Here is a 26,144-nt window from a genome sequence, read left to right as displayed (position 1 = left end):
AGGTCGCTGCCCTGCTCGTTGCGATGAGCGCCATGGCAGTGCCGGCGAAAGCGCAGCCGCCGGCGACAACGCTCGCGGTCCTTCCGATCAAGCTGCTCGACACCTCGGCAGAGCCAAAGGATCAGACGGCCGAGCATCACCTCCGCTTGCAGACGATGGCGGTCGAACTAACGTCCGACCTCGGTTCGCTGGGACGGTACCGCACAGTGCCGGTGCTAGCCGAGGACGTGCAGCGTACCTGCACGAAGGAAACCACCACCTGCCTGCTATCGACGGCGCGAGCGCAAGGAGCCGAGCTTGTCTTCGTTGGCGTCGTTCACAAGAGCAGCACTCTGATCATGCAGATGTGGGCTCGGATCGTCGATGCCCGGACGGACGGGGTCCTCTTTTCGACTGAGCTCAATTTTCGTGGCGACAACGACGAGGCTTGGCATCGCGCGGAAGCGTTCCTGATTGACCAAATCAGGGAGGCTGCACCCCAGGTGCAGCGGTAACCGCGAAGCAATGTCGGCGTCGCCAAGATCGCAAATGGCACATGGCGCCCGGATGCGGAACCTCAGCTTCTAAGGAGCACAAAGGCGGGCTTTAAAGACCAGGGTGGGTCGAGACCTGTCGGTCTATTCTACGACCGGGTCGGGTGGTTTTGCGACATCCTGAACGTCTCCGACACGCACTATTGGGCCTCCATCGCCCCTGGCAACATCAACGGTGGCACGGGCGCAGACACCGCCTATCTCGGGACTCCGCGCACGTTCCAGCTCAGCAAGGAAGTGGACCTGTAGGGCTTCCAAGAACGAACCGTACCGTCGGTTCGCAAGAGCCGCACCATCTGGCGCATCCGTCACAACCCAGCAGTTCGTTCCTGCTGTTCGAGGACGTGTACGAAGCTGGCGAGGCTCGCGCTGCGGACCGGACGGAACGGCTTGGTCAGCGCTTCGCAGTGCCGCTTCAGGAGCAGGCTCGCCTCATGGCTGATGCAGCTCACTGGGAACACCGCGCAATCGGCCTGACCCACGAGGCCAGGCAGCAGAGCGAGATTGTCGTCGATGCCGCCGTCGTGGCTCAGGAGGCGGCCGCCTCGTTGATCGATGAAACGGCGTAGGTTCCTCACCTGACGCGGGCGACCGCCGACGTAGAGGAAGATCCGTCCCTCGATCCGTCCGTGTGCCGGATCAACGCCCTCATCGTGGTCCGCCCCCTCCAGTGCCGCTTCGAGCGAAGCTAGCTCGGCCTCCGCAGCCGTCCGTCGTGCGATCTCGGCGGCGAGATCAACGCTGAGGCGCTTGGTGGCGTGACTGAGCACGGCGAGGCGTTCCTCCAGGGCTTCGGCATGAGCCGCTTCCCGTGCCAAGCGGGCTTCCACCTCGAGGATCTGGGTGGCGAACTGACCGGCCCCAATGTTGCCCTCGACAACGAGGATGCGCTGCCCCGTTCCGAGAGGCGTCACGCCCCCGTCGGGCCCGCGGACACGGGCCGGGACCGCCTCTTGCTCACCTTCCGGAGGGTAGAGTGTAAAAGTTGTGCCTTCCCCGACCGTGCTGGCCACGCGGATGTCGCCGCCCGATTGCCTTGCAAAGCCGAACACCTGCGACAGGCCGAGTCCCGTGCCCTTGCCGACCTCCTTGGTGGTGAAGAACGGCTCGAGGAACCGGCCGAGCAGGTCCGGGAGGATGCCTGAACCCGTGTCGGCGAGGGAGACCGCGGCGAGGGCGTTTCGCGAGACGGCATGGCCGCGATGACGGGAAGGGCAGTCCGGCATCCGAGGCGCACTCCAAAGCCGCCGAAACGGTTCGGCCACACACGCGGGTGTAGGCTGCTATGAAGGGTTTCCGACATTTGTAGTTCCCCCTTGATTTCGAGGAAATGTAGATTAAAGTCATCATCAACGAGTGAATCGTTAGATTTCTCGTTCAAAGCCGACGGTGTCTAAGCATCTCGACGCCCTGAAGCTCGGCAATTTCGCTTCATTTTCTCGAAGAACGAAGCACTCCGTTCTCTAGCGGAACAGGTGCGTGCGTCCGGTACCTTCGCGTTCGACGTGACGGACATCAAACGATGCAATATCCGCGGCTGGTGGACATACGCCGAACTCGAAAGCGCCTCATGTTGCCCGTCAAGCGCTTTGGCGGAGGGACCGGATTCAGGAGCCCCCGTGCCACGGATGTGGATCGGTCCTGAGAACTCCACTCGCTAACGAAGCGATTTAAACAAAGTCGCTTCCAGACTTTCGAATGTGGACAGCTTGAGACGATTGGGGGCACGGCTTCAGCGACAGGCCCCATGCCGACACCACTCGATCGCGGATCCTTATGCTTGCCGATTAGCCGAGCTTGCAAGGCGAAGGCCGCACCGCGACTTCCTACTACGTTGATGCGACTTATTCCTCGGGAGATCGATCATGACGATCCGCGACCGGAATGCTTCACAAACTGGGCCAGGGGGATTTCAGAGCGGTCCTGCCGGGACAACGCGCGGCGACGCAGCCGGTCACCTCAACCCTGCTGAGCGCGCCTTTCTCATCGCGTTGGCTCGATGGAAGGCGCGCATAGACATCGGCGAACAGAGCAGATGTCTAGGTACCAGGGAGAGACATAGCATTGGCGACAAAGGAAGGATTCGAACCTACGACCTCGATACGTTTGACTATTTCTGTGAAGACTCATCGTAATCTGCAGAGTCAATAGGTCATATTTTTTCTTCCTAGGCTTGCCGGCACCGCTCGCAATGTTCGATAAGGCCGTGGTTCGTTCTCAACGATTCATCAAACAGGATTTCCCGAATGCCGTACACCATCAAATCACCTCGACGGTTCGAACGAGTTACCGGCGGCGTCCAATTTCCGCACGTCTTTCCGGAAACTAGGTCGGACACCGAGCTGCACATCTCAGATGCTGAGCAGAACGCCGGCCGACCAATCTCAGGTCGCATGCCATGGATGATCAATACGAATTTCCGCCTGACGGCCGCCCCCCGGCATTCATAGAAAACTGGATCGACGAGCACCGCTTCATCGACGAAAGCGTACCGAATGGGCGGCCGCGTGCCGCGCTCTACGCTCGGCGCTCGATAGCGGACCTTCTCGATGTGAGCATCGGTCGACAAGTGGCCGACGGTCGAAGCTGGTGCGATGAGGCAGGACTGTTTCTTGACCCGGGAATTCATATCTATATCGACAAACATAGATCCGGCGCGACCCTTGTAGGGCGCGAGGGTATCGAGGCGCTCATCAGAGATGCCCGTGCCCACCTGTTCGAAGTACTCGTAGTCTCCAGTATCGATAGGCTTTCGCGTAGCATCAAGGACATGACGGAGCTCGCCGAGATCTTCGACGAGTGTGGCGTGACGATTCACGTGGCAGGTCGCGGTCCGATATCCAATACGGAAATCGTAATGTTATCGGCCGGCGCGCAGAAGGAGCGCACGGACTTCATCCAGCGTTCCACGACCGCGCGGCGTCAGATGGCGGCAACTGGTCAACTACTCGGAAAATGGGACGTGTATGGATACGACCGGCTACCGAATGGTGGGGGCTGGGCTATCAACGAACCGGAAGCGGCAGTAATCCGTCGTTGCTTCGACGATCTCGACCGAGGCCATACGGTAGGACAACTCGCATTCTCACTGAATCGGGAAGGCATCAAGTCGCCGCGGGGTTTGCTCTGGAGAGGCAACAATTTCTTCAACCATGCGAAATCGGGAGTTATTCAGAAAAAAATCTTGAAAGGTGTTTTCGAATACTCCCGGAGGACACGCGACAGAGTTGAATTTCCCGTTCCCAGTCTACAGATCGTGGACACCGAAATTTTTGACCGAGTGAACGACCGCACGGTACGTCAGCGAATTACACTTGCTCGCTCTGATCTAGAGCCGCTTTTCCGCAACGTGCGTTGCATTTGTGGTTGCACAATGAGCCGGACACACAGGGCTGCACCGGCTTCGAATTACCTATGTTCGCATGCATCCCTTGGAGGAAATTGCATACACAAAAAGAAGGTGCTGGCAGCCGACCTCGATAGGCAGGCACTACTTGCCATCCGTGACGAGATCCTGAACCCAGAACGGCTTTCCTACTGGGAGGATATCAGGAAACGCGAGTGGGATCGCAGAGATCAAGCAAGCTCCGAGGAAAGGGCCTTGTTGACCAAAAGGATTTCCGAAATCGATAAGGAGCTCGATGCCCCGGATGAAGAGGAAGCCCAGGACGAACTCGCTCCGTTGACACTCGCAATTCGTGGAAGACTGGAATACGAGCATCATCAGCTATATCGCAAGCGGTCCGCACTGGAGGTATCGGAACCGGATCCGTCCTTGAGCGATGAGGAAGCCGAACGTCTTAGGGGTGTGATCGACGGTCTACTCCTTCGTCTGCCCTTGGCGATCTCACGCGAAGACGATCGGGAGAGCATCGAAAGATTGCGGGCATTGCTTCCCGTCATCGTAGCTTGGCGTCCAGTCGATCGAAACGAATTGTCGTTCCGCTTCCTGGTGGGAATACCTGGTTGTCCGGACGATCCGAAGCGCCTGTCGAATGTTGGCAAGGAGCGTTGGATCGAGCGGACATCAGCACGGGTACTGGGAGCGCTTCGTTATCCCGAACAGATCCTGAATCATCATCAGGCCGCGGAGGCGGGGGTATATGCTTTCTCTGATCCCGACTGGGAAGCGATAAGAGAGTTGTTTGCTCCGTTCGGCCACTGCGATGCAAAGAACCGGATGTTGGCCGAGACGTTGTTCTTCATCGCGGCTACCGGCCTACCGGTTTCGATGCTTCCGGAACGCTATGCTGAGTGCAACATCCGCAGATGCGCGATCCGCAAATCGGGAATCTGGCCTGTCGTGATTCGCATACTTGATGCACGCAATTGGCCTGGTCTGGTCAATGTTGATAGGCATCGCTTCGATCCGAGATTCTAGTTCGACAAATCTGACCATACGATGGACTCGTCAGCCTATGTCTGACGATTTCGTTTGGGGCCAGCGGATTAGTTCGCGTGCTCGCAATAGTATGCGGCTCACATGCATTCCAATTGCAGTTACAAATGACTGCGCCTACCACTTGAGCATTGAGGATTCGGAGATGTCCGAATATCTGGACACCATACTGGAAGAGACTTCATCATCGATAGTTGGCGGCATATGGGCCGATCAGCATGTTCAAGAAAATCAATCCCATGAGGCAAACGCTTCTGTCTGTGTATGTTATAGTCGCAAATCAACGGATGCTCAAAAGGAAAGCAGCATTGAAAGACAGCACCGGGGTCACATTGCCTATGTAAAACGTAATTGCCATCGCTTAAAAACTGGAAAATTCCACTTCGTAGATCGCGGAAAGTCCGGATGGTATATGGAGGGTCGTGATGAACTTAAAGCATTGCTCGAGCTTGCTCGGACCGGAGCTTTCAAGATACTTCTTATCGAAGATCTGGATCGGTTGTCCCGCCGCTTGCGCGACGTGATCGCGATTTATGACGAGCTTAAAGCGCTAGGCATCGAGATCCATGTGACAGGCTCTGCTATAGGTCGAGTAGACGATGTAACGGCAGTGTTTTACGGACTCTTCGCCCAGGAACAGCGGATCCGACTGCTTCGGATGACCTCTCAAGCTGCATGGTGTAGCGCATCCATCGGCCGTAACATGGCCGGTATCCCCTATGGTTACAAAAGAGGCGACCAGCGCGGCGAATTGCAGATCTACGAGGAGGAAGCTTCGGTTGTGCGTCGTATCTTCAAGCTGTTTGACCGCGGTCTGGATGCGCGCTCCATCGCCTTCCTCCTTAATCGCGAGGGCATCCCCTCGCCCCAGAACGGGCATTGGACCAACCGAACCGTCGCGGGAATTTCTGCGGAAGGTTCGGGCATACTCCGGAATCCGAAATACGTTGGCGTGTATGTATACGGCCGCAAGAGAATAATGCGATCCCATGATGGAAAAAAGTTGTTCTATCGTATTCGCCCGAAAAAACACTGGGTGATCGTCGAGAAACCCGAATGGACGATCGTCGAGCGTCGTCTTTGGGTGAGAGTTGCGTTGCGTATGAAGAAGGCCTCGGACAAACATCGCTCCTTTGGGCCCCGTGAGAAACATAGCTCGAAATCGATCGTCCTGTTTCACGGTCGGTATTTTTGCACATGCGGCTCGCGGATGATCGGGATCTTCAATGGAAAATCCAAAATCCGCAAGCTTTATTGCTCCGGGGCTTTGGATCATGGCACTTGCGATCGAAAGAGGCAGACCAGTGCTTTATGGGTTGAGTTGGAGGTTCTTCGTGAAATTCGCGATAGACTGCTGACGGCTGAAGCTTTGGATCTATTTAAGGAAGAGTATCTCTCGGAGCGATTGCTCGCGATTGAGGACTATACGCGACAGGCGTCCCACCTCCGTCGAAAGATTGGAGAGATCAATCGTTGGCTTGAGAACAGCATGATCGCCGGCCTCAACGCTGGGTTTGTCGACGAAGACATGATCGCGATGCGCGAGAAATGGAGCAGCGAAAAGATGCTTCACGAAGCTGAGCTGTCTTCACTGCCTCGCGCGGACTCGATACGCGAAATTCCTCCGGATCAAATCACGACGCTGAAGGATCAGATCAACGAACTCATCATACGCATGCCGATCGTGGCAACGACCGAACATGATATGCTCTTGGTGCAGACCTTGCGCGATCTTGTGCCGAGGATCGTTCTTCATAGAGGCTCATCCCAAGCCGACTACACGCTCGACATAACGTCGTCGCTCGGAGCGCTCGCGGAGGATGTCGATCCACTCAGCATCGATGCTCCGACGCGTACGGTCAGACGGGCGTGTCCGGCGCCCACGACGGGGGTTCCGGCCCTGAGGGAAGTGCGCGAACGTCTTGAGGATCATGTTCGAACCAACAGGTTCGGCCTGAAGGATGCCGATTGGACCGTCTTGGAACCGATTTTGAGCGACTATCCTCGCCCGGACAAACGTCAACTGTTGGACGCGACGCTTCTCCATCTGAGGACGTCCGCGGGCCTCGCGAGCTTGCCCGCTCCTTTCGATGGTCATGCCTTCATGCAACGCGCCCGCGTCATGATTGCGGCGGGCTGGTTCCGGCGCGCATACGACGCCTTGTCGATGATCGGATCCCCGACGGTCGCGGGGCTGGATACCTCGCGCCTCGCCCACCTCGAGCGAAACATCGACCGATCGACCGCCAAACTGGCGTCGGATCGATAGAAATCGTGTCCGAGAGGACCTGCGGGCTCCGAATCTGTCTTGGGGTGCGTCCTCCACTCGGCATCGGTACCGGCATTTGCTGTAGGAAGTTCGACGTAAGACGACTGGACGCGGCGGACCATGCCGCGCAGGTGATCGCATGGGGCGTGAGATCACACAGGATCTGCAGGCGGCATGCGTTGTCGTGAGCGCTGACGAAGTCGGCCAGGTGAGCGCGGAGCTGTTCGCGAGGTCGATGCCGACGAGCGGGTAGAGCCGCCCTTCCGCCGTTTGAATCTCAGGCAGGTCGATGTGGACGTCGCTCGAGCGGGTAGACGCGACGCGGGACGGCTCGAGCTTGGCACGGTCGACCTCCGGCGATGGGCTGATACCGTGGTGTTGCAGGCAGCGACACGCGGCGAGCGGGTCACGTGCGGGATCGTGGCTAGAAGCCCGTATAGGCTGTCGTGGCCGGCAGGAGCGAGTGACGACGAAGGGGTGACCACGACCGCTTCATCCTAGAGCGACGGCACCGTCGAGTGCGGATCCTTCGACCCCTACGCTGGTCGGTGACCGAGGTCCGCTGCCGCCCTGCTCGGCAATCGTCTTCGGGTTGATCCCGCAGCACTCCAGAGCGCCCGCTGGCTCGCTCGATGGTACTGGATCGCTTGACGGATCGCTTCCGTCGACATGGCACTGCCTTGAGGGATCTAGGCCGCATCGCGTTCCTTCACTCCGACGTGAAGAGAGCGCCGTCAAAACCCGGGGATCGAACATCTATGGCACGAAGCCTACCTCTTTCGGGAAAGCGTCCTGCAGATATAGACGATCTTTCCGCAGCACCTCGCGCGCATCCATGAATTCGCCCAGCCGACGAGCGGCGTGCAGGACTCGCTCATTGATCTCGTCCGCGTCGCGAGCGTGCAGCCGGAATGCCACGTGGGCTTCGAGTGCCGCCGCGACGTCCCAGGCCGGGGAAACACCCGGTGCCGGTGGGGGAACGTGTCGGAACTGGTCGGGGTGCGGGACCAGATCGAAGACCGGAGAAAACGTCCAGCCGTCACCCTCGTCAATGAAGGCGTGGTTCCTGAGATGGTCGTCAGTGTTATGAAGGTAGGCGTTCAGCAGTAGGCGACCGAAGACCTCGGCAGAGGCATTCCGTACGCCGATCCCACGGGCAACCGACGCGATGTCCGTGTAGGTCCGCTCCGTATTGTAGCTGGTTGAGGGTTGTCCAAGAAGCGTCGCGGCGCTGAGATACGAGAATGGTCGTCCACCGATGCCCTCCCCACGATCGAAGCGTTCGACGAATAGCGCTGCTCGACCGCCCGCGACCACGATCTTCCTTCGCGGAACTCTGAAGCCTGCCGCCTCGGCGACGTCCAGGCAGGCCGCTTCGACCCGAGGATCGTCGAACTTGTCCATCGAGGTCGGAAATTTGGCGATCCATTGCCGACCTTCGGACCTGATCCGAGCCTTGGGCCGGGCCCCGCCGACATCACTGTTCCTGAAAAGGAGCTTGAAGTGATGTCCCTCGGCATCACCGGTTTCGATCGCCCCGGCCGCATCCATAAGAGACTCGAGGTCGTCGCTCTCCTTGGGCAATTCCACTAGGGGCTGCTCCGGCGGCAACCAACTCGAAGGTCCGCCATGCGGGTCCGGGCCGAAGGCCAGGTCCCCTGTGCGATCCAGACCTCCGAGGGCGAGATACTCGGGCATCGAAAGCGTGCTCGCGGGGAATGCCTTCGTAAGGATCTCCTTCCCCCATCCGTCGGGTCCCACGTCGTGGAAGACGAGGGGTAGTTCCTCAGGTGTGGCGGCGTAGGACCTCGCGACGAGCTTCAGTCCGATCGGGTCGATCGGCTTCGCGCCGTCGAGGCGAAAATACGACCCGGCGTAGCGGAATCGCCCGATGCGCTTGGGACCCGTCCCCTCGAAAGTGAGCTCACCCACTGGAGCGTAGCCGTCAGCATGCCAGCGGTAGACCACGAGGTAGTCGAGCCGTCCTGACTTAGAAGTCCGCCACACCCGCCCTGCTCCCCGCTCGCTTCCTACCGGATGCCAGCTCCATGCCCTCGCCAGTCGGATCCACCGCCAGTAGTTCCCCGATGCGCTCCGCGTACCCGAATACGGATAGGGCTTTGACGACGATGGCAATCGTCACGCCCGGCCGTCCTTTCTCCAGGTTGATAACGGTCGGCCGATGGACGCCCATCCTTTCAGCCAGCTCGGCCTGCGACAGGTTTCTGCGAAGGCGTGCGAGGCGCACGCGCGCCCCAAGGAGGCGGAGGCTTTCGAGTTCTTCGGTCGATAGGATTGCGGTCGTGTTCATGTGGATATGTCATACATTAAGCCTTCCTATGTGCGTTCTAGCCGCACATTTTTCAAGCGCTCGGATGCGTGATGAAGCGTCTGGCGTGTAGGACGGAGGCTGATGGACCAGACACATCACGCCCCTCTTAGCGCCAAGGCCCGGAACTGTGTCCAAATCGAATCTTCGTGGTTCGACCAAGACGTACGCTCTCTCCGTTCGAGCCCGACCGGCGAGACGACGTCGATCCATGAAGAAATATCTCGGCAGCCGCTGCCCGTGCCACGGCGTCCCATCTTCGGGGACCAGGCAGCGGAAGCCAGGTTCGCTACCTCGCCGATCAAGCACTGTACCGGTGTTCCAGCCGCCCTGAAAAGCGCCACTGTGCCGGACGATCTCGCCCGGATCGTCGGCCGCGATCTCGTCGCATGGTGACTGCCCCGGCTGCCGCAGCGAAGCCGAAAGATCAGCAGTTGGAGCCACGTAAGCAATCGCATGGACCTGTGCGATCGAACGAGGCGTAGCAGCATCCACATCGATGTTCGAACCGAACTGACCACGAAGCAGCGCTCTTAGAAGGCCGTAAGGTTCCCGGACCTGTTGTAGGCGTTGTCTTGCCGTCCGGCGTCCGGGACGACGCGCTTGGTCCACTTTCGCCCGAGTGTATTGTCCGCCCCGCGGCGCGGCCGAGGTAGCGGCCTGTAGCACTGGGATCGGGGGCGCGCTGCCACGGCCGGCAGTAGCGGTCTGTCGACCGCCAAGCTATTCTAGATTGCTTTGTGATCTCCGCCAGCCGACTAAAACTGTAAAATCATAGATTGTGTTTTTGAATTCGTAGTCGTAGCTTGCTCTCGCCGCCATATAAGAGCCTTTATTTGCGCATGTATTTATATATATCTATCTCATAATAAAAATTGTTGGAAAGCAACCTATCCTTCGAAATAAATATCCCGTTAGTAAATTCATGGAGATCTAACAACCGTCGATAACCGTTGTGCATGGCGGAAGCTACAGCATGCGTTCTGAATACAATCCTCAATTTGCCATCTGGCGCATTTTGCATGCGCGAGAGGGAGGAGCTGCTGTTGAATTCGCTCTGGTCGTACCCGTCCTGTTGGCGCTCTTTGCGGGCATCGTCGCCTTCGGAATTTATCTCGGTGCATCGCACAACCTGAAGCATATCGCCTCGGAAGCGGCCCGCGCCTCGATCGCCGGTGTGAGCGACCAGGAACGGGAAGACCTCGCGCGCCGACGGGTCGCGGATGCCCTCACCGAGGGCGCCATGTTCAAACCCGGCACCCTGCTGGTGGCGGTCGGCCCGAACCCCACGGACACCACCCTGTTCACCGTGACCCTGACCTTCGATGCGAAGTCCCTGGGATTCTCGGGCTTCTCGGGCCTGATTCCCCTGCCGCCGGACCTCATCCAGAGCACGGTGAGCGTGCGCCGGGGTGGGTTATGATCGGGCGCTTCAGGCAGGACGAGCGCGGTGCCGTCGCAGTCTTCACGGCGCTTGCCATCACCACACTCCTGACGGTGACGGCGATCGGTGTCGATTACGGTTCCATGGTGGTCGCCCGGCGCAAGGCACAGGGGGCGGTCGATCTCGCCGCGACCCTGGCCGCCGCCGATCCGCAGCGGGCCGACCTTCTGGCGCGGCAGTCCCTGGCCGATAACGGCTTCGGCGCCGATGTGGTGATCAAGGTCCAGCCGGGCGTGTACGTGGGCGATGCCAAGGTGCCTGTCGCGGACCGCTTCGTGTCCAACGCAGTGTCGCCCAGCGCCGTCCGGGTGGATCTGCGGACGCGAACACCGACCTTCTTCGCCCCGGCAATCGGCTTCAAGCGCGATGTCCAGATCGACGTGCGCGGGACTGCCGCTTCTGCGCGATTCGCGTCCTTCAGCATCGGATCCGGGCTGCTGCGTCTCGATGCCGGCGTCATCAACGGCCTGTTCACGGCTCTGCTCGGGAAGCCGGTCAACCTGTCCGCCATGGACTACGAAGCCCTCGCGGCGGCGCAGGTCGACGGTTTCCGGGTGCTCGACGCGCTCCAGCCGGCGCTCGATCTCAAGGTCGACAATTACAACGACGTCGTCACCGCGAACGCCACGGTCGGTCAGATTCTCTCGGCGCTCCAATCGGTCGCGGCCACGAGCGCGGGCAACAGCGTCGCGGCGGCCGCCCTCGGGCAATTGAACAATGTGGTTCGCGGGGCAGGCGGGTCCGTGCGCATCGGGCGCATCATCGACCTGGGCGATGCAGCGAACCTCGCGCCGAGCACGGGCGTCAAGGGACCATCGATCGGGCTGATGGACACCCTCTCGGCAGCGCTTCTGGTGGCGAACGGCGATCGCCAGGTCTCCGCGGATCTCGGCGCGAGCGTGCCGGGCCTGTTGCGGACCCAGGTGACGCTGGGGATCGGCGAGAAGCGCCAGAGCTCGGGCTACGTCCAGCCCGGTAGCCCCAGGGCCACCGTGACGACGGCGCAGACGCGTCTCCTCATCGAAAGCACCCTGACGCTGCCGCTCAATCTCGGCACCCTCCAACTGCCGCTCTACGTGCAGGCCGCCAAGGCGCAGGGACGGCTGCGGTCGGTGACCTGCCCATGGTCGGACCGGCAAAGCAGACAGGTCGTGGTGGACGCCCAGACGGGCCTCGTCGACCTCGCGATCGCGGATATCCCGAAGGCTTTGCTCAATCCGGATGCCCGCATTCCGGACCTCGATCAGCCGGCGACTCTCCTCCGTGTCGCTCCCGCTCTCACGGTGGCGGGCCGCAGCCGCCTGACGCTCGGAAGTCCCGCCGCCCAGCCGGTCGTCTTCAGCGACGACGACATCGCCCGCCGCACCGTCCGCACGGTCTCTTCGGGCGGATACGCGCAATCACTCACCGGCCGCCTGATCGGCGACCTGGACCTCCAGATCAATGGCCTCGGCGTGCTCGCCCCGGGCGTCGTCAGGAGTACGGTCGCGACCGCCCTCTCGGCGGCGACCCCGGCGCTGGACAAGGTCCTGGACAACACGCTGCGGGTTCTCGGCATCCGCCTCGGCTACGCCGACCTCACCGTGGAAGGCACGCGCTGCGACCAGGCCGTGCTCGTCCAGTGATCGTCGGCAACTCTACCCCGCGATGGTTGTCGGCCTGAACGGCTCCGCGCCTCATCCGGACCGGCTGCGGGCCGCAGGCACCAGGGCATCCCGCCCTCCGATGGGGCATCCTGCCTGATCGAAAGACAGAAATCCGAACTGATTCCACGGCGCGAAGGGGGCGCGAAATGATTGCAACGAATACCCGGTGGATCGACCACCTGCTGCGCCTGAACAGACACATCGTCGCCGCCGAGAGAGCCCTCAGTGCGCAGGCCGGCCGCATCGTCGACGCGTTGGAGATGCGGGAGGATATCGCCGAGAAGGAGGAAACCTTCGTGAGCTATCGGTCCCACCTCCACTGCCTGCGCCAGATGCGGGACGAGATGCTGTCCGGCACTCACGCCATCGACTGAACACGGCACGGACGCTCGCGAGAGGGACCGGCGCGTTACAGGCGGTGCCGGATCGACGTTCGGACGATCGCCCGACGGGTTCGCGCGGGCCATACGCGGCTGGGCAGTCGCGCCAGCGGCAGCCCGAGGTCAGCACGTGCAGGATGTCGGGGATGAACTGCCGATCGTCGTTCCGCTCTGGCCCAGGTTGGTTCTTGGGCAAGAGCGGTTCCATGACCGCCCATTGCTCGTCCGAAAGCCAGAACAGGTCCGCCATCGCCGCCTCCGTGCAGGAAAAGCGGCGGCTCTGAATTACAAAATCACCGCGCTCGCAACGCCTTGGTTTGGTTCACATCCTAGGGACTCGGCCTACAACGAGGTCCAGATGGAGGCCTCATGGCCAAAGACGAGCTCCAGGCGCAGGGCCGAATCCGACGTAACGGGGTCGTTGCCGATGATGATCGAGCTGACGGGCTTCGGTGCCAGGCCGACCATGTCCGCGCGCGGAACGCACCTTGAAGCATTCCTTGGTCGCAGTCCGGGAGGGGAAACTGCCGGAACTCCCAGCATTCGACGGCAGCGTCGCTGAAGTGGCTCTGCTGGATTGAAACGTACGTACACCGGATGGTTACGCGGGAGGGTCATGAAGGAACGATCGTACGCCGAGTCCAAGACATGCCTCATTCCCTTCCACCACCTGACGGTCGCAGCCCCATGTACGCATGCCTGTCCGACGTGGCGATGACGCGTGTAATGCGGTCGTTCTGATGCCGGGCACGATGATCGCATCCTTTTCGGCAATCCAATTCGCGTGCGAGAATGTCGGACCGTTTCGTTCGGGCTACCCGGCGGTGGTGCGCTTCATGGGAGCGCATCCGCGCTCAGCTGACGCACTGAGACCTGCCTACGCTCGCAAAGCCGCCGTACCTGCGCTTCTCGGAGATTGGTCAACCCCCGACCAGCAGATGCGACGCCGTTTTCTCAGCCGCATCTTCTTCCTGCTCGGCGACGAAGGGTTTGGAAAAACCACCATCCTCGAGAGCATCCACGGTCTGTTCGGACTTCTTACGGGAGAAAGCGCCGGTCCGTTCGACGATGGAGCCGCAGATCCCGCCGAAACAGTCGACATCGTTGCCGACAACCGGATGCGAATGCAGATTGACCTACTCGCGTCATGTGTCGTCGACGGAGCCTTGCAGGAAGTCATTCTTTCGATCTGGTTCGGCTCCATAGGACCGTTGGTCGATTGGACGGACGCCTTCCAGGAAGGACCAACCTGGGGCGCGACTGAATGGGCGCGGATCGGCTTCATTGAACGAAGCAAGGACCCGACGGAAGGAACCAACGAACTGGGGGCCAAACTCCTGGCAGCCCTTCGATCCACGACCGACATGCGGAAACTTGGAACGTCCTCAGTTTCACGACTGTGGAACAGTAGAAGCGTCGCGGTCGAACCTCTACCGACCTGCCTATTATTTCGTTTTGGCGACCGTACGCCTGGTCGTGAAGAGCGCCGCATAGGAGGCGACTCGAGCTATCGATCGACTTGCGAGGTCGATCTCGCCGTCAGATCTGATCTCCAAGTGAACCTCTTGAGAATGCGGAGCGATCAGCCTGAGAAGTTCGAGCGCCTCCTCAAACATTTGAACGCAAAGGTATTCTTCGGTCCCGGACGGCGCCGCAGCTTCGGGCTCTTACCAGACGGTACAGGCGTCGGTGTGGATATAGGCGGCAATGATGTCCTTCGTTCTGTTGCCGTACTGACCGAAAGTGAACGCGCACTCTTTGCCCTGCATGCGGGAACGTGGGTCCATGGGACCAGAGGTTCGCTGATCATTGTCGATGCAGTTGATAGATTTGCCAAAGAGGAATTTGCAATTCTGTTCCAGAGATCGATAGCATCGCTTGCCGAATGCATTCCTGACATAACTTTTCTTCTTGCATCCCGCGATGTGCCGATGGCCCGCACTTTTGCTAAATGTCAAATGGGTAGTCCTCTCCCCATTGGCGGCCAAATCATCGCTGGATGGTTCATTCCATGATAGATCTCCACGGATTCGAACAATTCGTTGATTTGACGTGGCGCACTCGAAACGGCAACGTAGATCGTCAAGCAATTACGATCTATGTCGAGAACAGCGCTGATGCTCTCCTATACCAGAATTTGATAGGTCCTATGCTCGGCGAGTGGATCAGATTCTCTGAGCCCCCCGACTCCAATGGAAGACGCGGTCAAAAAACTACGTCCGAGAACGAGGGATGGAAAGCCGCATTGAGCGCCTGCAGCAAGGCGCGCGCGGATGCTAATCCGGAAGAAAACCGAAGTTTCTACTGCCTGCTCGATGGGGAGGAGATGACTCGATCCAAGCCGAATGGACATCATCCCAGGCGAGATTTTTTCGATCTCAGTTCTCCACTGAATTTTGGAACCAATCCAGAAGCATTTGAGAGCGCTGTACTTTCTGCATCCGATGGAAATTGGCGGGGCGTATTATTTTTAGACTGCTGGGAATTGGAAAATATGTATCTATTGCATACAGATGCAATAGATTTCATTGCTGATTGCTGGACAGAGGGGCATAATGCGTTTGGAACAAAACTCATGGGCGCAGATCTCTGGAAAGTTCTTCAGCGCTGCCTTTATATGTCGGCTATTTCGACTTACGCGAAGATTATATCTCGCGACTTTGAGCAAGACATCAAGCTCAATTCGGTACTCGGCAATCTCGCGAGGCAGGCAAATAAAACCGATTATGCGCTTTCGATATGTATGACAACACTTCAAAATGATGTCTCTCAGAAAACCGCGAAATACTTCGCCGATTTGAAAGATCACATAGAATATCTACGCTCGTGTCCTTATGAGCTTCTTTCTCTGGATAAATCGTTTTTGCGGATATGCGATGGCAAGGAGTTTTTTAAATTCTGCTTTGCAAACGAAAGAACGAACAATTTGAACCGGTTTGCCAGTCAACTCGTCATGAATGGATTTGCCACGAAGTTTCAAGTGAGCCTTATCGCGAACCTCGTAGGAAGTATGCGGCCCACGGGAGGACCAGGTGAATTTCGCTTCGGGGCCGGCAAGTCGGCGCTTTACGCGAGACTGCGCTCGACGCTGCAGCGCTCAGGAGCGCTTTGGCGCGCTTGACGGATAAGATGGTTCATCCATTCCACTCGTCGCTCGTGCGTGCCGGTCCCACATTACGAACCAGCGCCGCAAATGCCATGAGATAAAATCGACGCATTCTTCGTAGCTGTCCTTCCAATGGGCAAGCAGGTGGACTGAGTCGTCCTCTTGTCGCGTGACCGGAAACCAAGCCACGGTCCCATCGTCATAACTGACTCCGAGCGGGAAAAGGTAATCGGCAGGCAAGTCTTCGAACGTCGCGTGCCCGAGGCTGTCGATAGCGACCGGAGGCCAGATCGCAGCTTCTGCTTGCTTCCATGTATCGGCATCGATTGATGCGCGGCGGAGGGCTCCGCGCTCGACTCCGCCGTAGATGACCTCGAGATCATCCTCATCTGGGCCGATGAGGCTCATCCGGAGAATTTGTAACCACATGAATTGAACAGTCGCTTGGACTGCCCCGAGATCATTCGTGACAGGTCCAAGAACGGTAAAATTATCGTCATTGTCCCTCACCCGAGCCGCATAACACCTTTCGCCGTGATCGCCACCGAAGCGAACCACATGCACGAAGCCGCATGGGAACCGATAGAAATTCTCCGTGTCGGTCGGGCTGACGTCGATCGGCTCCAGTGGTCGTGGAAACCGTAGTGACTGCTCAGTCGACCCCGTCACTGCGAAACCCAGGCTGTCTTCGCCATCCATAGCACTGTCTCCTGCTGTCACAGGCGCCTGAGTATCGAAACTATCTGCGACCATGTTCCTAGGCAGATCAGCCTAGTAGGGTTTCATGAAAAACTCGAGTGTGCGGACCAATGGGTGCTATCCATCGTTAAATCCATAGGGGTCTTAGGCTCCTAAAGGCGCGGCTAAATCACGGATAAACCCCCATGTTGATAACTTACCCAGTAAAAGAAATTTAATGTTGTTTCACATAGACTTAGGAAGCAACCTCATGGCCGCCTATCTGTGGACGGTCGTTGGTTTGAGCTACCAAATTCGGTTCAGGCATCCGGTGAAAACCAGTGGCGATGCGTCCGAGAAAGAAGCAAAATATAATAGGTCTGATATCCTATTAGGACTATAGGCATAATTTTCGACGTTCGCTGTCCCTTAGCGAGACTGTCTTTGCCTCCGTAGATTTGCGATGGCAGACTCATCGTGACGAGCCGAAATATATCTATTATTATTGTCGGATAGACCGCTATGTATAAATGAAATGCTATTTTCTATGCGGGTCACTCAGCAAGATAACGCACTAACCTGAGTTGAGGCAATAATCTAAATTTTTATTTCTGTTCGGGATATGATCTTATTGTAATTGTCCTGGCCATATAGTTAGAGCTGTCCGTGACATCAAAAAACTTCTCCGGAGCTGCCAGTTCTCTCGTTATAGATCGAAGTCTTATATAGGTTGTAGATCGTTTTATCTGATTTCGGCGGCGTGGAGGTTGGTCTTTAGTGGCCGATCTCGTACGCACCAAGCGCTCTTCACGTTCCCGAAGCGGTGCCGCGCCGTGAATTCGCGCAATACCTGTCTTGGGTGGCGGAGGCGCCGCCGATCCGGCGGTGAGAGACCGATGTCTTCAAGGTATTGCATGACGGTTCAGGGTTCGTCCTCACCGTCGGGTCGGAGCAGATGCGAACCCGCATCATCGCTATCGGCGTGGGGCTGAAGCCCTACCTGCCAGCTGGGCGCACAGCTTCGATTCGGCGCGGTGCTTTCACGCCAACCGGGCGACAGCACTCCTCACAGGCCTGCCGCATGGACGGGTTACGGCGGGTCGGCGTGGGTCAGAGCGGTGCCAATATCGTGCAGTACCTGCTCTCCCTCGATACGCCGCCCTCGGTGCTGCCCTGGATCAGCCGGTGCCACAGCTTCGAGCCCCTGAACGACCCTCCTCTTTAACCAAGTGCTCTCGCCCGAATACGTCGACGCCATCCGGCGCCTCGGTGACGACCGCAAGGCGAACGCCTTCGCCACCAGCGTGCTCATGAGCGACGGCATCTCGCCGTCCACGATCGATACGATCTACCGACGGCTCTACCTCGGGGGCGGGGGTACGGATGCGCGAGCCCCGTCTCGTTCGGCCGTATTTACGTTCGGCCGATGAGTTTGGACAGTTCGCACGCGTTAGACGAATGATGCTTTAAGTCCGTCGCCTTATCGTCATCTCGCGCCTTCGCTGTGGGGGTGAAACGATCCCATCCCGGCGCCCTTCGCGACATCATCGCTCTCAACGTGCGGAGGATCCGCACCGAGAAAGGACTCACTCAGGACGCGCTGGCGGATCTCTGCGAATTGGATCGTACGTATGTGGGAAGCATCGAACGTGGTCAGCGAAATCTGACGATCGATAGTCTCGAACGCCTATCGAACGGCCTCGGGGTGGAGCCCTGGCAACTCGTACGCCGGACCATCGTCGAACGCTGAAGTCGGCGCGGATCAGGGTCCCCGACGTCGGTCCGCGCATCGAGGCGATCGCATCCTATCGAGCGCCTTCGCGCGAGACCCATTCACCGGATCACGAAACTCTACTCGTCGCATCAATCACGCTGACGTCTCCCTCCTCGTTGCAGGAGAAGCGGATGCCGGCCGCGAGGTAGGCGTCCAGTACCGCCTGCACGTTCCGCGGCTGAGTACGTCGACCTCCGCTCTCAAGCATCACGATGGTTCTCCGAACGACATGGGCCCGATCGGCCAGTTCGCTTTGGCTCCACGCAAGAAGAGCGCGGGCCGCCCTGAAGTGACGGGCCGAGAGATAATCAAATTTCCCACTTGCGCTGCACAGAAAGTGCATTATAGTCATCACCAGGCGGCAGGAGAATCGGCAAGACGGGGTCTTCGCCGGAAGCCTGTAGGCTCAAGCCGACGGAATCGGACCGAAACCGAGGCCTTCAAGATCGGCCGCAACCATTGCTTCGTCAAGAGAACGAAGCAATTCATTCCTTCAAAAAAGGAATGCGTACGCATGACACCCTTGAGTGTCGCGTGACGGAGAACTTATCCGATCCGACGATTTGATGTCCGCCTTGAGGCGACACAGATCGGAGATGCAGCATGTCCTCGCATCCAGATCGCTGTGTACGGGCCAAACCCTCTTTTTCACCGCTGCATTGGCGAGCGCGGAGGGAATACTCCTGCGTAAAGCGGTTGGGATCCGAGCTGTCCGCATTGGCGGCAGTGCATGGAGCCACCTGCCTTGTCCCCGACGAAACTTTGCGAAGCAGCTTCGATCGCGTCCACCTCGGCACCGATGCAATCGCGCTTGTTCGGTTCCGGTTCGCCGGAGTGACTTCAACGATCGCCGTTCCGACCTTTCGCACCTGGAGCCGAAACGAGAGGCGTAGGCTGGCGATCTCGATCGCAGAAAGCGCCTTTGCCGTGGGCCGATATGTTCAAGTCGTCTCCCCCTACGATGTGACGCAGCAGCCCAGGCTCGCAAACGCGATGCATATCTTCCAGGCCATGCGACCGCCCATCGAAGGCGACGCCCGTGCCGTCCGACGCCGGATGGTCGCCGATGGCGGGACGACGTCGCTGCAGGCCTGCGAGGAGGCGCTCGCCTGCCCCTCCTCGCGGGAGCGCATATTCGGCCTTATGGCAGGCGGAATGATTGCGATCGATCTCGCGGGTCTCCTCGGATCGCATAGCACAGTCCGGCTGAACCCCGATGGCTGGACCTTCGATTGGGATGTTCTCGGCTGGCAAGCCGTGATCGACCGATAGACGAAACGACCGAGGTCCACGCCGTCCGAATCCCTGGTTCGAGGGCGGCTTTCAGACAACCGAGCGCCACGCGACGCGCATGGAGAGGTGCGATGCAAAGCAGCGGCATCATCGTTCAATTTCCGACAGGACGAAGACTTCGGTGGGGATCCCCGACGTCGAGCATCGCACGTCTAGTCAGAAGTCTCTCGGGTGGGGGACAGGGGATCGACCGAGCCACTGCACTCGTTCAGCCGCTTCCCATCCGTCTCGACGTGCTCACGGGCATGGACGACGAGACGATCGCGGGCTTGGCTGCGCTAGCGGCAGGCGGCGTCATCACTTCCGCCTCTGCCGCGAGGTTCGCGCTGCGCCACGCGGCGGAGTCGACAGTCGAACGGACGAGCCTCCCGGATGTCTCGATTGATCGCAGGATCGTAATGACGTGCGCGGGCGACGTGTTCGGCGAGTTCGGTCTCCTCCTTCGCATGGAAGAAGTCTGGGTTGCCTTCGCGTACACGTCGTGTCTCGGCCGCCTCTACGAGATCTGCCCTGTGGATCCAGGATCGATCTGTCTGCTGATCGGCTGCGATGCGGGAAGCAGAAACACGATACGCGTCCTCGCCTCCCGCGATTGGCGGCGCCGTCTCGCGACGCTGGGAGCGGAGCAACTGCGGTCGGCCCATCATCTACTGGTCCTGGGCGGCATTCCCACTGCCGGTCAAGCGAGATCGTCCACCCTGATCGATCTGCGGAACGCGGTGAGGGCGAGCGGCAGCAAAGTCTTTGTCGGGGGCGGACGCATGGGCGGTTCGGCGTTCGGCCGCCATCGGCCGCCGACAAAGCTTGGCCGTAAGCTGCTTATTTTGATCGAACTCGTGATGCCGGGCCTGGTCGATGTCGATCAAAGCAAAGGGAACGATGCGAGATGACGAGCTCCAGTTCACCGTCCTCCACCCCGGGATCGGCAGCCTCAGCTTCGGATCATACCGAGTGTGGGCCGTCGGACCCGGCACTGGATTTCGCCCGCACGCTCCTATCGAGGCTTGGAACGATTGCCGCTTCCACGACCTCGGAGGACGACGGCCTGGATCGCTTCAGTACTCCAGACGCTGAAGACCGAAGGTTCGCAGGTTTGCCGACGGAGGATCCAGCCTTCATCGGAGCGGTCGTTCTTCTCGGCCGCGTACTCGGCCCGCACCCTCAACTCGTTGCAAGACTCGAGAACGACGCTGCGGTCGTGATCCTGGAGGTGGCACATGCCGACTGGATCTCTCCGGTCGAGGAAGCCGTGCTCGCATGCTTCAGGGACGCTAATCCGACTAAACGCGGGCGGCGAGGGCGGGCGGAACAGGAGCGCCCTGCAAACGACGTACGATCCGGTCCCGTCGTGATAGCAGCTCGAGGTACCGGCTCCGCCAAGGAAGGGTATCGCGACCGGGAGACCGCATACGCGTTCCTACAACACAGAAGCTTGATAGGCATCACGACTCCGGTCGGCCAGGGCCTGCCGAAGGATCTGGTTGCGGCGTGTGAGACTCGGCTCGTGCTCGGCAGGTTCGATGCTGCTTCGCTGTCCCTCGCCGTGGAACACGCAGTCGGGAGGCTGTGCGGCTGCCCGATAGCCCAAGAGATGGCCCGCTCCGTTGAGCCGAGCGACCTTAGGATCGCGCTGCACTCCTCACGTGGCGCCGAGGCATCCGTGCGCCGCCTGGTTACAGTGGTGGGCAGAAGGCTCCAGAAGACGCATACGAGCGTCGATCCCAAACTTGAAGTCCTGGCCGGGTACGGTGCCGCGCTCGAATGGGGACTTGGTACGGCATCGGACCTATCCGCCTACGCGAGAGGCGAACTGGATTGGGAGGACTGCGAGCGGGGGGTTCTTCTGGTGGGCCGCCCCGGCACTGGCAAGACGCTTTTCGCGGGCGCAATGGCGCGCCAGGCCGGCATTCCGATCGTTGCCGGATCGCTCGCGGAGTGGCAGTCCGTGGGCGAAGCTCATCTCGGCACCACCCTCAAAGCCATGCGGGGGTTCTTCGAGGCGGCCGCGATGGCTGCCCCCTGCATCGCGCTGATCGATGAACTCGACTCTTTTGGCGACCGACGAGAATTTCAAGACCGCAATCGTCAATACGCCAGCCAAGTCGTCAACGGCCTCCTAGAGTGTTTGGATGGACAGAGCGGGCGTGCCGGTGTGTTTCTCGTAGGTACAACGAACATTCCCGAGCGGATCGATCCTGCCATAATTCGGTCGGGCCGCTTCGATCGCCGCATGCGGCTCGAACTTCCGTCGATCGTCGGCCTTGCCGCCATCCTGCGTCACCATCTCGGGCACGATCTTGCCGACGCGGATCTGGATCAGGCTGCTCGGAACGCCTTCGGGTGTACCGGCGCGGATTGCGCCGCATGGGTGCGAAGAGCTCGTGGCCGTGCCCGCCGCGCGGAACGTTCCATAGAGCTTCCGGATCTCATGGCTGAGATCGGTGTGAACAACTCCGGGATCCACTCGGGTGTCGAGCGTCGTGCGGCGATTCATGAGAGCGGCCATGCCCTCGTCGCAAGCAGCCTGGGCATCGCAATCGAGAGGATTTCGCTTCATTCCGCCGAAGACGAGGCCAGCGGGTGGATCCGGTTCAACCCCTCCGGCGAGAGTACGGCTGAAGCCATGCGGGATATGCTCACGGTCGCGCTAGCGGGACGCGCCGCCGAGATCCTGGTGTTCGGTACACCGTCTGCAAGCGCCGCTGCGGACCTGCGAATGGCAACGTCGATCTGCCGGAACATGCATTGCCGATGGGGCCTGGGTACCCGGCTGTCCGTATGCCCGATCGATCACCAGTCCCGCGGAATAGACATGGCCGTGGAGCGAGCGCTTCAGTCCGCCATGAAAAGAGCCAGCCGGCAACTTTCCACGCTCCGGATGGACCTACACCGTCTCGCCGAGGCCTTGCTGGAACGCAGGTTGCTCGAAGCAGCCGAGATCGCGCTTCTGATACCGACCGGCCGACACCGGACGGGCGGCACGGCCACGACGAGAGCGAAAATGCGTTCCGGACCTCGTTCCAAAGTATCGCAAGTCGGGTTCATCGAGGCTGTGCACGACAAGATGGAAATCAGGAGTTGAGGATGCCTCGACGGCTCTCGGACACATGTCCAAATTTCGAATTTAGTCTCCCGAAGAAATTTATGTCCACGCATCTAAATTATGAGGTTCGTATATCGCAGCCTTTCGTAGCTGCATCTAGGTTTATAAACTACGCTTGGGTACGCCCAGGGGTGGCATCCTGTTCGTTGTCAGGGACGGTGGACATCTGGATTCATGATCCTAGCGGGATGCATCGCAGCGAGGTCCATCAGAGGCTGCACGCCCGTAAGGACGATCCAGGTTTTTTTCACGTCGCTCATAGAATTTGATTGGCGAAGGAGTCCGGAACGTTTGTGCCAGATCAAGTCGTCCGCCAAACTCCTTCGACCGGAGCGATCAATACTATAGTCGATCGCTCCGGTCGTGGGAATGTCGATCTCGATCCCGGCGCCGTATGATGCTCACCGATCTAGCATGCCGCCGGCGAATTACCCTCTTTTGCCGAACCGGGGGGACCGAGACAGCGCGCCCTACGACTTACGATACTGATCCATGAACGGCCCTACGAACGTTGCCGACCGTTGTTGGCGAGACCCCTATGCGACGGGCAATTTCACGGTCTGTGAGGGGGCGCCCGTTCGGACCTGCAACGGATAGCAGGTCGGCTACTTCGCGCCGCTTTTCCGCCGAGGTGCGATGCACCGGGTGTGTGGATTGCTCGTAGCGGCCTCGCTGTCCATTTTGGACATCCGCAGAATTAGGCTCAGCAGCATTCGGCCTAGCAGGCGATACACCGTGTCCATTTTGGACAGTCGCAGAATTAGGCTCAGGTGCGTTCGTGCTGGCAGGTGATACGCCGTGTCCAGATTGGACAGCCAATCGTTCGATGTCCGAACGCAACGACGTGAGGCAGACCTGATCCTCGTCGATGGAACGATTGGAGTGGTGATCCAGCACATACTGCATCCAACCGAGTCGGGCCTGAAGATCCTGCATGGTGACGCTTGGCAGCGTGTCCAGGAGTTGCTCGAGAACCGCGATGCGAGCGAGCACCCGTACGTCAGCGGAGTAGACTGGGCAGAACGTGCGCCTCTGATCGATCAGCTTTTCCCAACTCAGCAATTCTGCCCAGGCTTCGTGCACGCTGGGCGGTAGGGGATAGGCTCGTGAGACAGCCTCTCGGGCGAGGATTGGCAATGAAGCGAAGGGACCGCCATTCCAGCCCAGAAGGGTATCACTTGGGCCATTCTCGCTGGTCGGGCTTCGCAGCAGCCCACGGCAGGCCATACCAAGCGCGATCTCCGACCTCGTCTTTCTCCATACGGCGTCCTCGCTTCCGACCTCGGAGAGAACTCTGGCACGGCGTTCGGCTTCCTTCTTGAGACGTTCGGCCTCGGCTGCCTGCTGTTCCGGCGAAGCATAGAGATCTTCCCAGAAGGTCTGTGTTTGCGGTGCCGGCCTGTCCAAACTGGACAATGCCTCCTCGAGTGTCATTCCGGCTGAGCGTGCCAGCACCTCCATACGACTCGCTGCGGCGGCTCTCTCTCCGGGGTGATCCGTTCGATCATGGAGAGCACGCACCTTGGCGAAGGTTTCAAGACCGGCAATCATGATACAATCCTAAGGTCGCCGTGAATGCTTGCCCACGGGGCGATCCGCAGATCGGCGTTATGGACACCGGCATAAAATGCCCGAGTGGGTCTCCACAGGGACCCGACTCGCCTCGCTGCCAATGCGTGCCGTCGCGGAGTTGAGGTGCTGTGTACGGCAGCGACGCAAACACAGCGCACCGAAGGGCGGCTCAGGTGGCATTCTGATAAATAGTTTCGTGTAGGGAAAATCGTATGCGTGGCCGGTTGAGCCTGTTGCTGTTCCGTCAACCTGTCAACCAAGTGCGATCAGCATCCACGGGGGATCCACCTCCTCCCCTTCAGATCAAGCGGTCATCACATCGATCAGCGCCCAACATGCACTCTGTATCACACCAAGGGCACACGCCAGTAGACCTGACGCAGACCAGCGCCCACAGGTACGAAGGCCAAATGCTGGGAATTGATCTCGACGCATTGCGATAGGTCCGCACCGACCGATGTGCTCGATCGCGGCGAAGACCGGAAAAGCTGCAAGGCGCATAAGCCTACGACCAACGTTGCTGTCGGCGCGAGTGCCGTGCCGCGATCATCTCGCCGAAGATCGCTCGGCGCAGCATCGCGAGCAGTGAGCGCCAGCGTCTTCAACCCCGGATCGTGGCGCACACCCTGCGTGGCTGGCCCGCTTTTCGTCTGCTGACCATACTGGCCTGCCTCCTGAAAAGTGGTCCTCCCTGAGGTATGGCTTTGCGCCATGTGGAGGATGTCGTCATGGGACGGAAGAAGCATACGGCTGAAGAGATTGTCGCCAAGCTTCGTCAGGTGGATGTCTTGGTCTCGCAAGGCCGCAAAGTTGCCGAAGCAATCCGGTCCATCGAGGTGACCGAGGTCACGTACTACCGCTGGCGTTCCGAGTACGGCGGTCTGAAGGGTGACCAGGTCAAGCGGCTGAAGCCCCTGGAGACCGAGAACCAGCGCCTTCGTCGAGCAATCTCCGATCTGACCCTGGAGAAGCTCATCCGGAAGGAGGCAGCCTCGGGAAACTTCAGAGCCCGGCTCGCCGCCGGGCCTGTGTCGACTTCGTCGTGGCCGAGCATGGTGTGTCCGAACGCTTCGCCTGCCGTGTTCTGGGCCAGCATCGTTCGACGCAGCGCAAATCCGCCGTCGTGGCCGAGGACGAAGCCGCTCTGACGGGCGCCATCGTCGCCCTGGCGCTGCAGTATGGACGTTACGGCTACCGTCGGATCACGGCCCTGCTCCGACGTGACGGCTGGACGGTGAACGTCAAGCGCGTCGAACGGATCTGGCGGCGCGAGGGGCTCAAAGGTCCCGCTCGTCAGCCGAAACGGGCACGCCTCTGGCTCAACGACGGCGCCTGCCTGCGACTACGGCCCGAGCGGCCTGACCACGTCTGGTCCTACGACTTCATCGAGCACCGCACGCACAACGGACGCAAGTACCGGATGCTGAACGTCATCGACGAGTTCACACGCGAGCGCCTGGCCATCCGCGTGTCTCGCAAGCTGAAGGCATTGGACGTGATCGACGTGCTCTCGGACCTGTTCAGCCTGCACGGCATCCCGGAGAATATCCGCTGCGACAACGTCCTACGTAGCGAGGAAGGACGGCTGGCTAGGCAACAGGTCTCTGTTCGCGAACAT

General features: G+C 59.6%; 18 protein-coding genes and 2 pseudogenes. 13 read left to right on the top strand and 7 right to left on the bottom strand.

The window, feature by feature from the left end; genetic code table 11:
• The first annotated feature begins 32 nt into the window (after positions 1-32).
• Positions 33-494 carry a DUF2380 domain-containing protein gene (locus tag ACPCJR_RS24840; RefSeq protein ID WP_391516025.1) on the top strand — a complete coding sequence of 154 codons (462 nt, stop codon included), beginning with the start codon at positions 33-35 and terminating at the stop codon, positions 492-494.
• 347 nt (positions 495-841) lie between these two features.
• On the opposite strand, the gene ACPCJR_RS24835 is transcribed toward ACPCJR_RS24840, so the two are convergent.
• Positions 842-1,759: a DUF2325 domain-containing protein gene (locus tag ACPCJR_RS24835; RefSeq protein WP_391516024.1), complete on the bottom strand. Its 918-nt coding sequence runs from the start codon at positions 1,757-1,759 to the stop codon at positions 842-844.
• A gap of 1,172 nt (positions 1,760-2,931) precedes the next feature.
• On the opposite strand from ACPCJR_RS24835, the gene ACPCJR_RS24830 reads away from it, so the two are divergent.
• Together ACPCJR_RS24830 and ACPCJR_RS24825 are read left to right on the top strand one after the other, a co-directional pair.
• On the top strand, positions 2,932-4,914 hold the full coding sequence (locus ACPCJR_RS24830) for a recombinase family protein (RefSeq protein WP_391516022.1): 1,983 nt from the start codon (positions 2,932-2,934) through the stop codon (positions 4,912-4,914).
• A gap of 163 nt (positions 4,915-5,077) precedes the next feature.
• Entirely contained in the window at positions 5,078-7,201 is a 2,124-nt protein-coding gene (locus tag ACPCJR_RS24825) for a recombinase family protein (RefSeq protein WP_391516020.1), read from the top strand.
• Between the two features lie 756 nt (positions 7,202-7,957).
• Here the strand turns inward: ACPCJR_RS24825 and ACPCJR_RS24820 are convergent.
• Positions 7,958-9,169 carry a type II toxin-antitoxin system HipA family toxin gene (locus ACPCJR_RS24820; protein WP_391516019.1) on the bottom strand — a complete coding sequence of 404 codons (1,212 nt, stop codon included), beginning with the start codon at positions 9,167-9,169 and terminating at the stop codon, positions 7,958-7,960.
• A gap of 22 nt (positions 9,170-9,191) precedes the next feature.
• Positions 9,192-9,512: a helix-turn-helix transcriptional regulator gene (locus ACPCJR_RS24815; RefSeq protein WP_391516018.1), complete on the bottom strand. Its 321-nt coding sequence runs from the start codon at positions 9,510-9,512 to the stop codon at positions 9,192-9,194.
• Positions 9,513-10,506: 994 nt separating this feature from the next.
• Here ACPCJR_RS24815 and ACPCJR_RS24810 point away from each other — a divergent pair.
• Together ACPCJR_RS24810 and ACPCJR_RS24805 are read left to right on the top strand one after the other, a co-directional pair.
• Positions 10,507-10,953, top strand: coding sequence for a TadE/TadG family type IV pilus assembly protein (locus ACPCJR_RS24810; protein WP_391516016.1), 447 nt, complete (start codon positions 10,507-10,509; stop codon positions 10,951-10,953).
• The gene (locus tag ACPCJR_RS24805) at positions 10,950-12,599 is read left to right on the top strand and encodes a TadG family pilus assembly protein (protein WP_350634366.1); all 1,650 of its coding nucleotides are present in this window, start codon (positions 10,950-10,952) and stop codon (positions 12,597-12,599) included. Before ACPCJR_RS24810 ends, ACPCJR_RS24805 begins: the two co-directional genes overlap by 4 nt.
• A 243-nt stretch (positions 12,600-12,842) precedes the next feature.
• Here the strand turns inward: ACPCJR_RS24805 and ACPCJR_RS24800 are convergent, their stop codons facing one another.
• Positions 12,843-13,250 carry a transposase gene (locus ACPCJR_RS24800; RefSeq protein WP_391516014.1) on the bottom strand — a complete coding sequence of 136 codons (408 nt, stop codon included), beginning with the start codon at positions 13,248-13,250 and terminating at the stop codon, positions 12,843-12,845.
• 502 nt (positions 13,251-13,752) lie between these two features.
• Here ACPCJR_RS24800 and ACPCJR_RS24795 point away from each other — a divergent pair.
• Positions 13,753-15,015, top strand: coding sequence for a hypothetical protein (locus ACPCJR_RS24795; protein ID WP_391516012.1), 1,263 nt, complete (start codon positions 13,753-13,755; stop codon positions 15,013-15,015).
• A complete protein-coding gene (locus ACPCJR_RS24790; RefSeq protein ID WP_391516010.1) occupies positions 15,012-16,121 on the top strand; it encodes a hypothetical protein in 1,110 nt (369 codons plus the stop codon). The genes ACPCJR_RS24795 and ACPCJR_RS24790 overlap by 4 nt, the downstream gene beginning before the upstream one ends.
• Here ACPCJR_RS24790 and ACPCJR_RS24785 read toward each other — a convergent pair.
• Positions 16,098-16,805, bottom strand: a complete 708-nt coding sequence (locus ACPCJR_RS24785) for a hypothetical protein (RefSeq protein WP_391516008.1) — start codon at positions 16,803-16,805, stop codon at positions 16,098-16,100. The genes ACPCJR_RS24790 and ACPCJR_RS24785 overlap by 24 nt on opposite strands.
• Positions 16,806-17,739: 934 nt before the next feature.
• Between ACPCJR_RS24785 and ACPCJR_RS24780 the strand changes: the two are divergent.
• Positions 17,740-18,214 (top strand): annotated as a pseudogene (locus ACPCJR_RS24780) (SidA/IucD/PvdA family monooxygenase).
• A 74-nt stretch (positions 18,215-18,288) separates the two neighbouring features.
• Positions 18,289-18,534 carry a helix-turn-helix domain-containing protein gene (locus ACPCJR_RS24775; protein WP_391516006.1) on the top strand — a complete coding sequence of 82 codons (246 nt, stop codon included), beginning with the start codon at positions 18,289-18,291 and terminating at the stop codon, positions 18,532-18,534.
• Between the two features lie 91 nt (positions 18,535-18,625).
• Here ACPCJR_RS24775 and ACPCJR_RS24770 read toward each other — a convergent pair whose 3' ends face one another.
• Entirely contained in the window at positions 18,626-18,901 is a 276-nt protein-coding gene (locus tag ACPCJR_RS24770) for a helix-turn-helix domain-containing protein (RefSeq protein WP_391516004.1), read from the bottom strand.
• Positions 18,902-19,161: 260 nt separating this feature from the next.
• Between ACPCJR_RS24770 and ACPCJR_RS24765 the strand changes: the two genes are divergently transcribed.
• The 3 genes from ACPCJR_RS24765 to ACPCJR_RS24755 all read left to right on the top strand — a co-directional run bounded on the left by ACPCJR_RS24765 (position 19,162) and on the right by ACPCJR_RS24755 (position 22,933).
• Positions 19,162-19,830 carry a hypothetical protein gene (locus ACPCJR_RS24765; RefSeq protein WP_391516836.1) on the top strand — a complete coding sequence of 223 codons (669 nt, stop codon included), beginning with the start codon at positions 19,162-19,164 and terminating at the stop codon, positions 19,828-19,830.
• Positions 19,831-20,096: 266 nt separating this feature from the next.
• The gene (locus tag ACPCJR_RS24760) at positions 20,097-20,741 is read left to right on the top strand and encodes a hypothetical protein (RefSeq protein WP_350634386.1); all 645 of its coding nucleotides are present in this window, start codon (positions 20,097-20,099) and stop codon (positions 20,739-20,741) included.
• Between the two features lie 701 nt (positions 20,742-21,442).
• The gene (locus ACPCJR_RS24755; protein ID WP_391516000.1) at positions 21,443-22,933 is read left to right on the top strand and encodes an AAA family ATPase; all 1,491 of its coding nucleotides are present in this window, start codon (positions 21,443-21,445) and stop codon (positions 22,931-22,933) included.
• 498 nt (positions 22,934-23,431) lie between these two features.
• On the opposite strand, the gene ACPCJR_RS24750 is transcribed toward ACPCJR_RS24755, so the two are convergent.
• The gene (locus tag ACPCJR_RS24750) at positions 23,432-24,505 is read right to left on the bottom strand and encodes a hypothetical protein (protein ID WP_391515998.1); all 1,074 of its coding nucleotides are present in this window, start codon (positions 24,503-24,505) and stop codon (positions 23,432-23,434) included.
• 749 nt (positions 24,506-25,254) lie between these two features.
• On the opposite strand from ACPCJR_RS24750, the pseudogene ACPCJR_RS24745 reads away from it, so the two are divergent.
• Positions 25,255-26,144 (top strand): annotated as a pseudogene (locus ACPCJR_RS24745) (IS3 family transposase); the annotation flags it as partial.

Source organism: Methylobacterium sp. NPDC097929, assembly GCF_049543375.1.
GTDB lineage: Bacteria > Pseudomonadota > Alphaproteobacteria > Rhizobiales > Beijerinckiaceae > Methylobacterium.
This window is presented reverse-complemented; position numbering and strand designations above follow the sequence as displayed.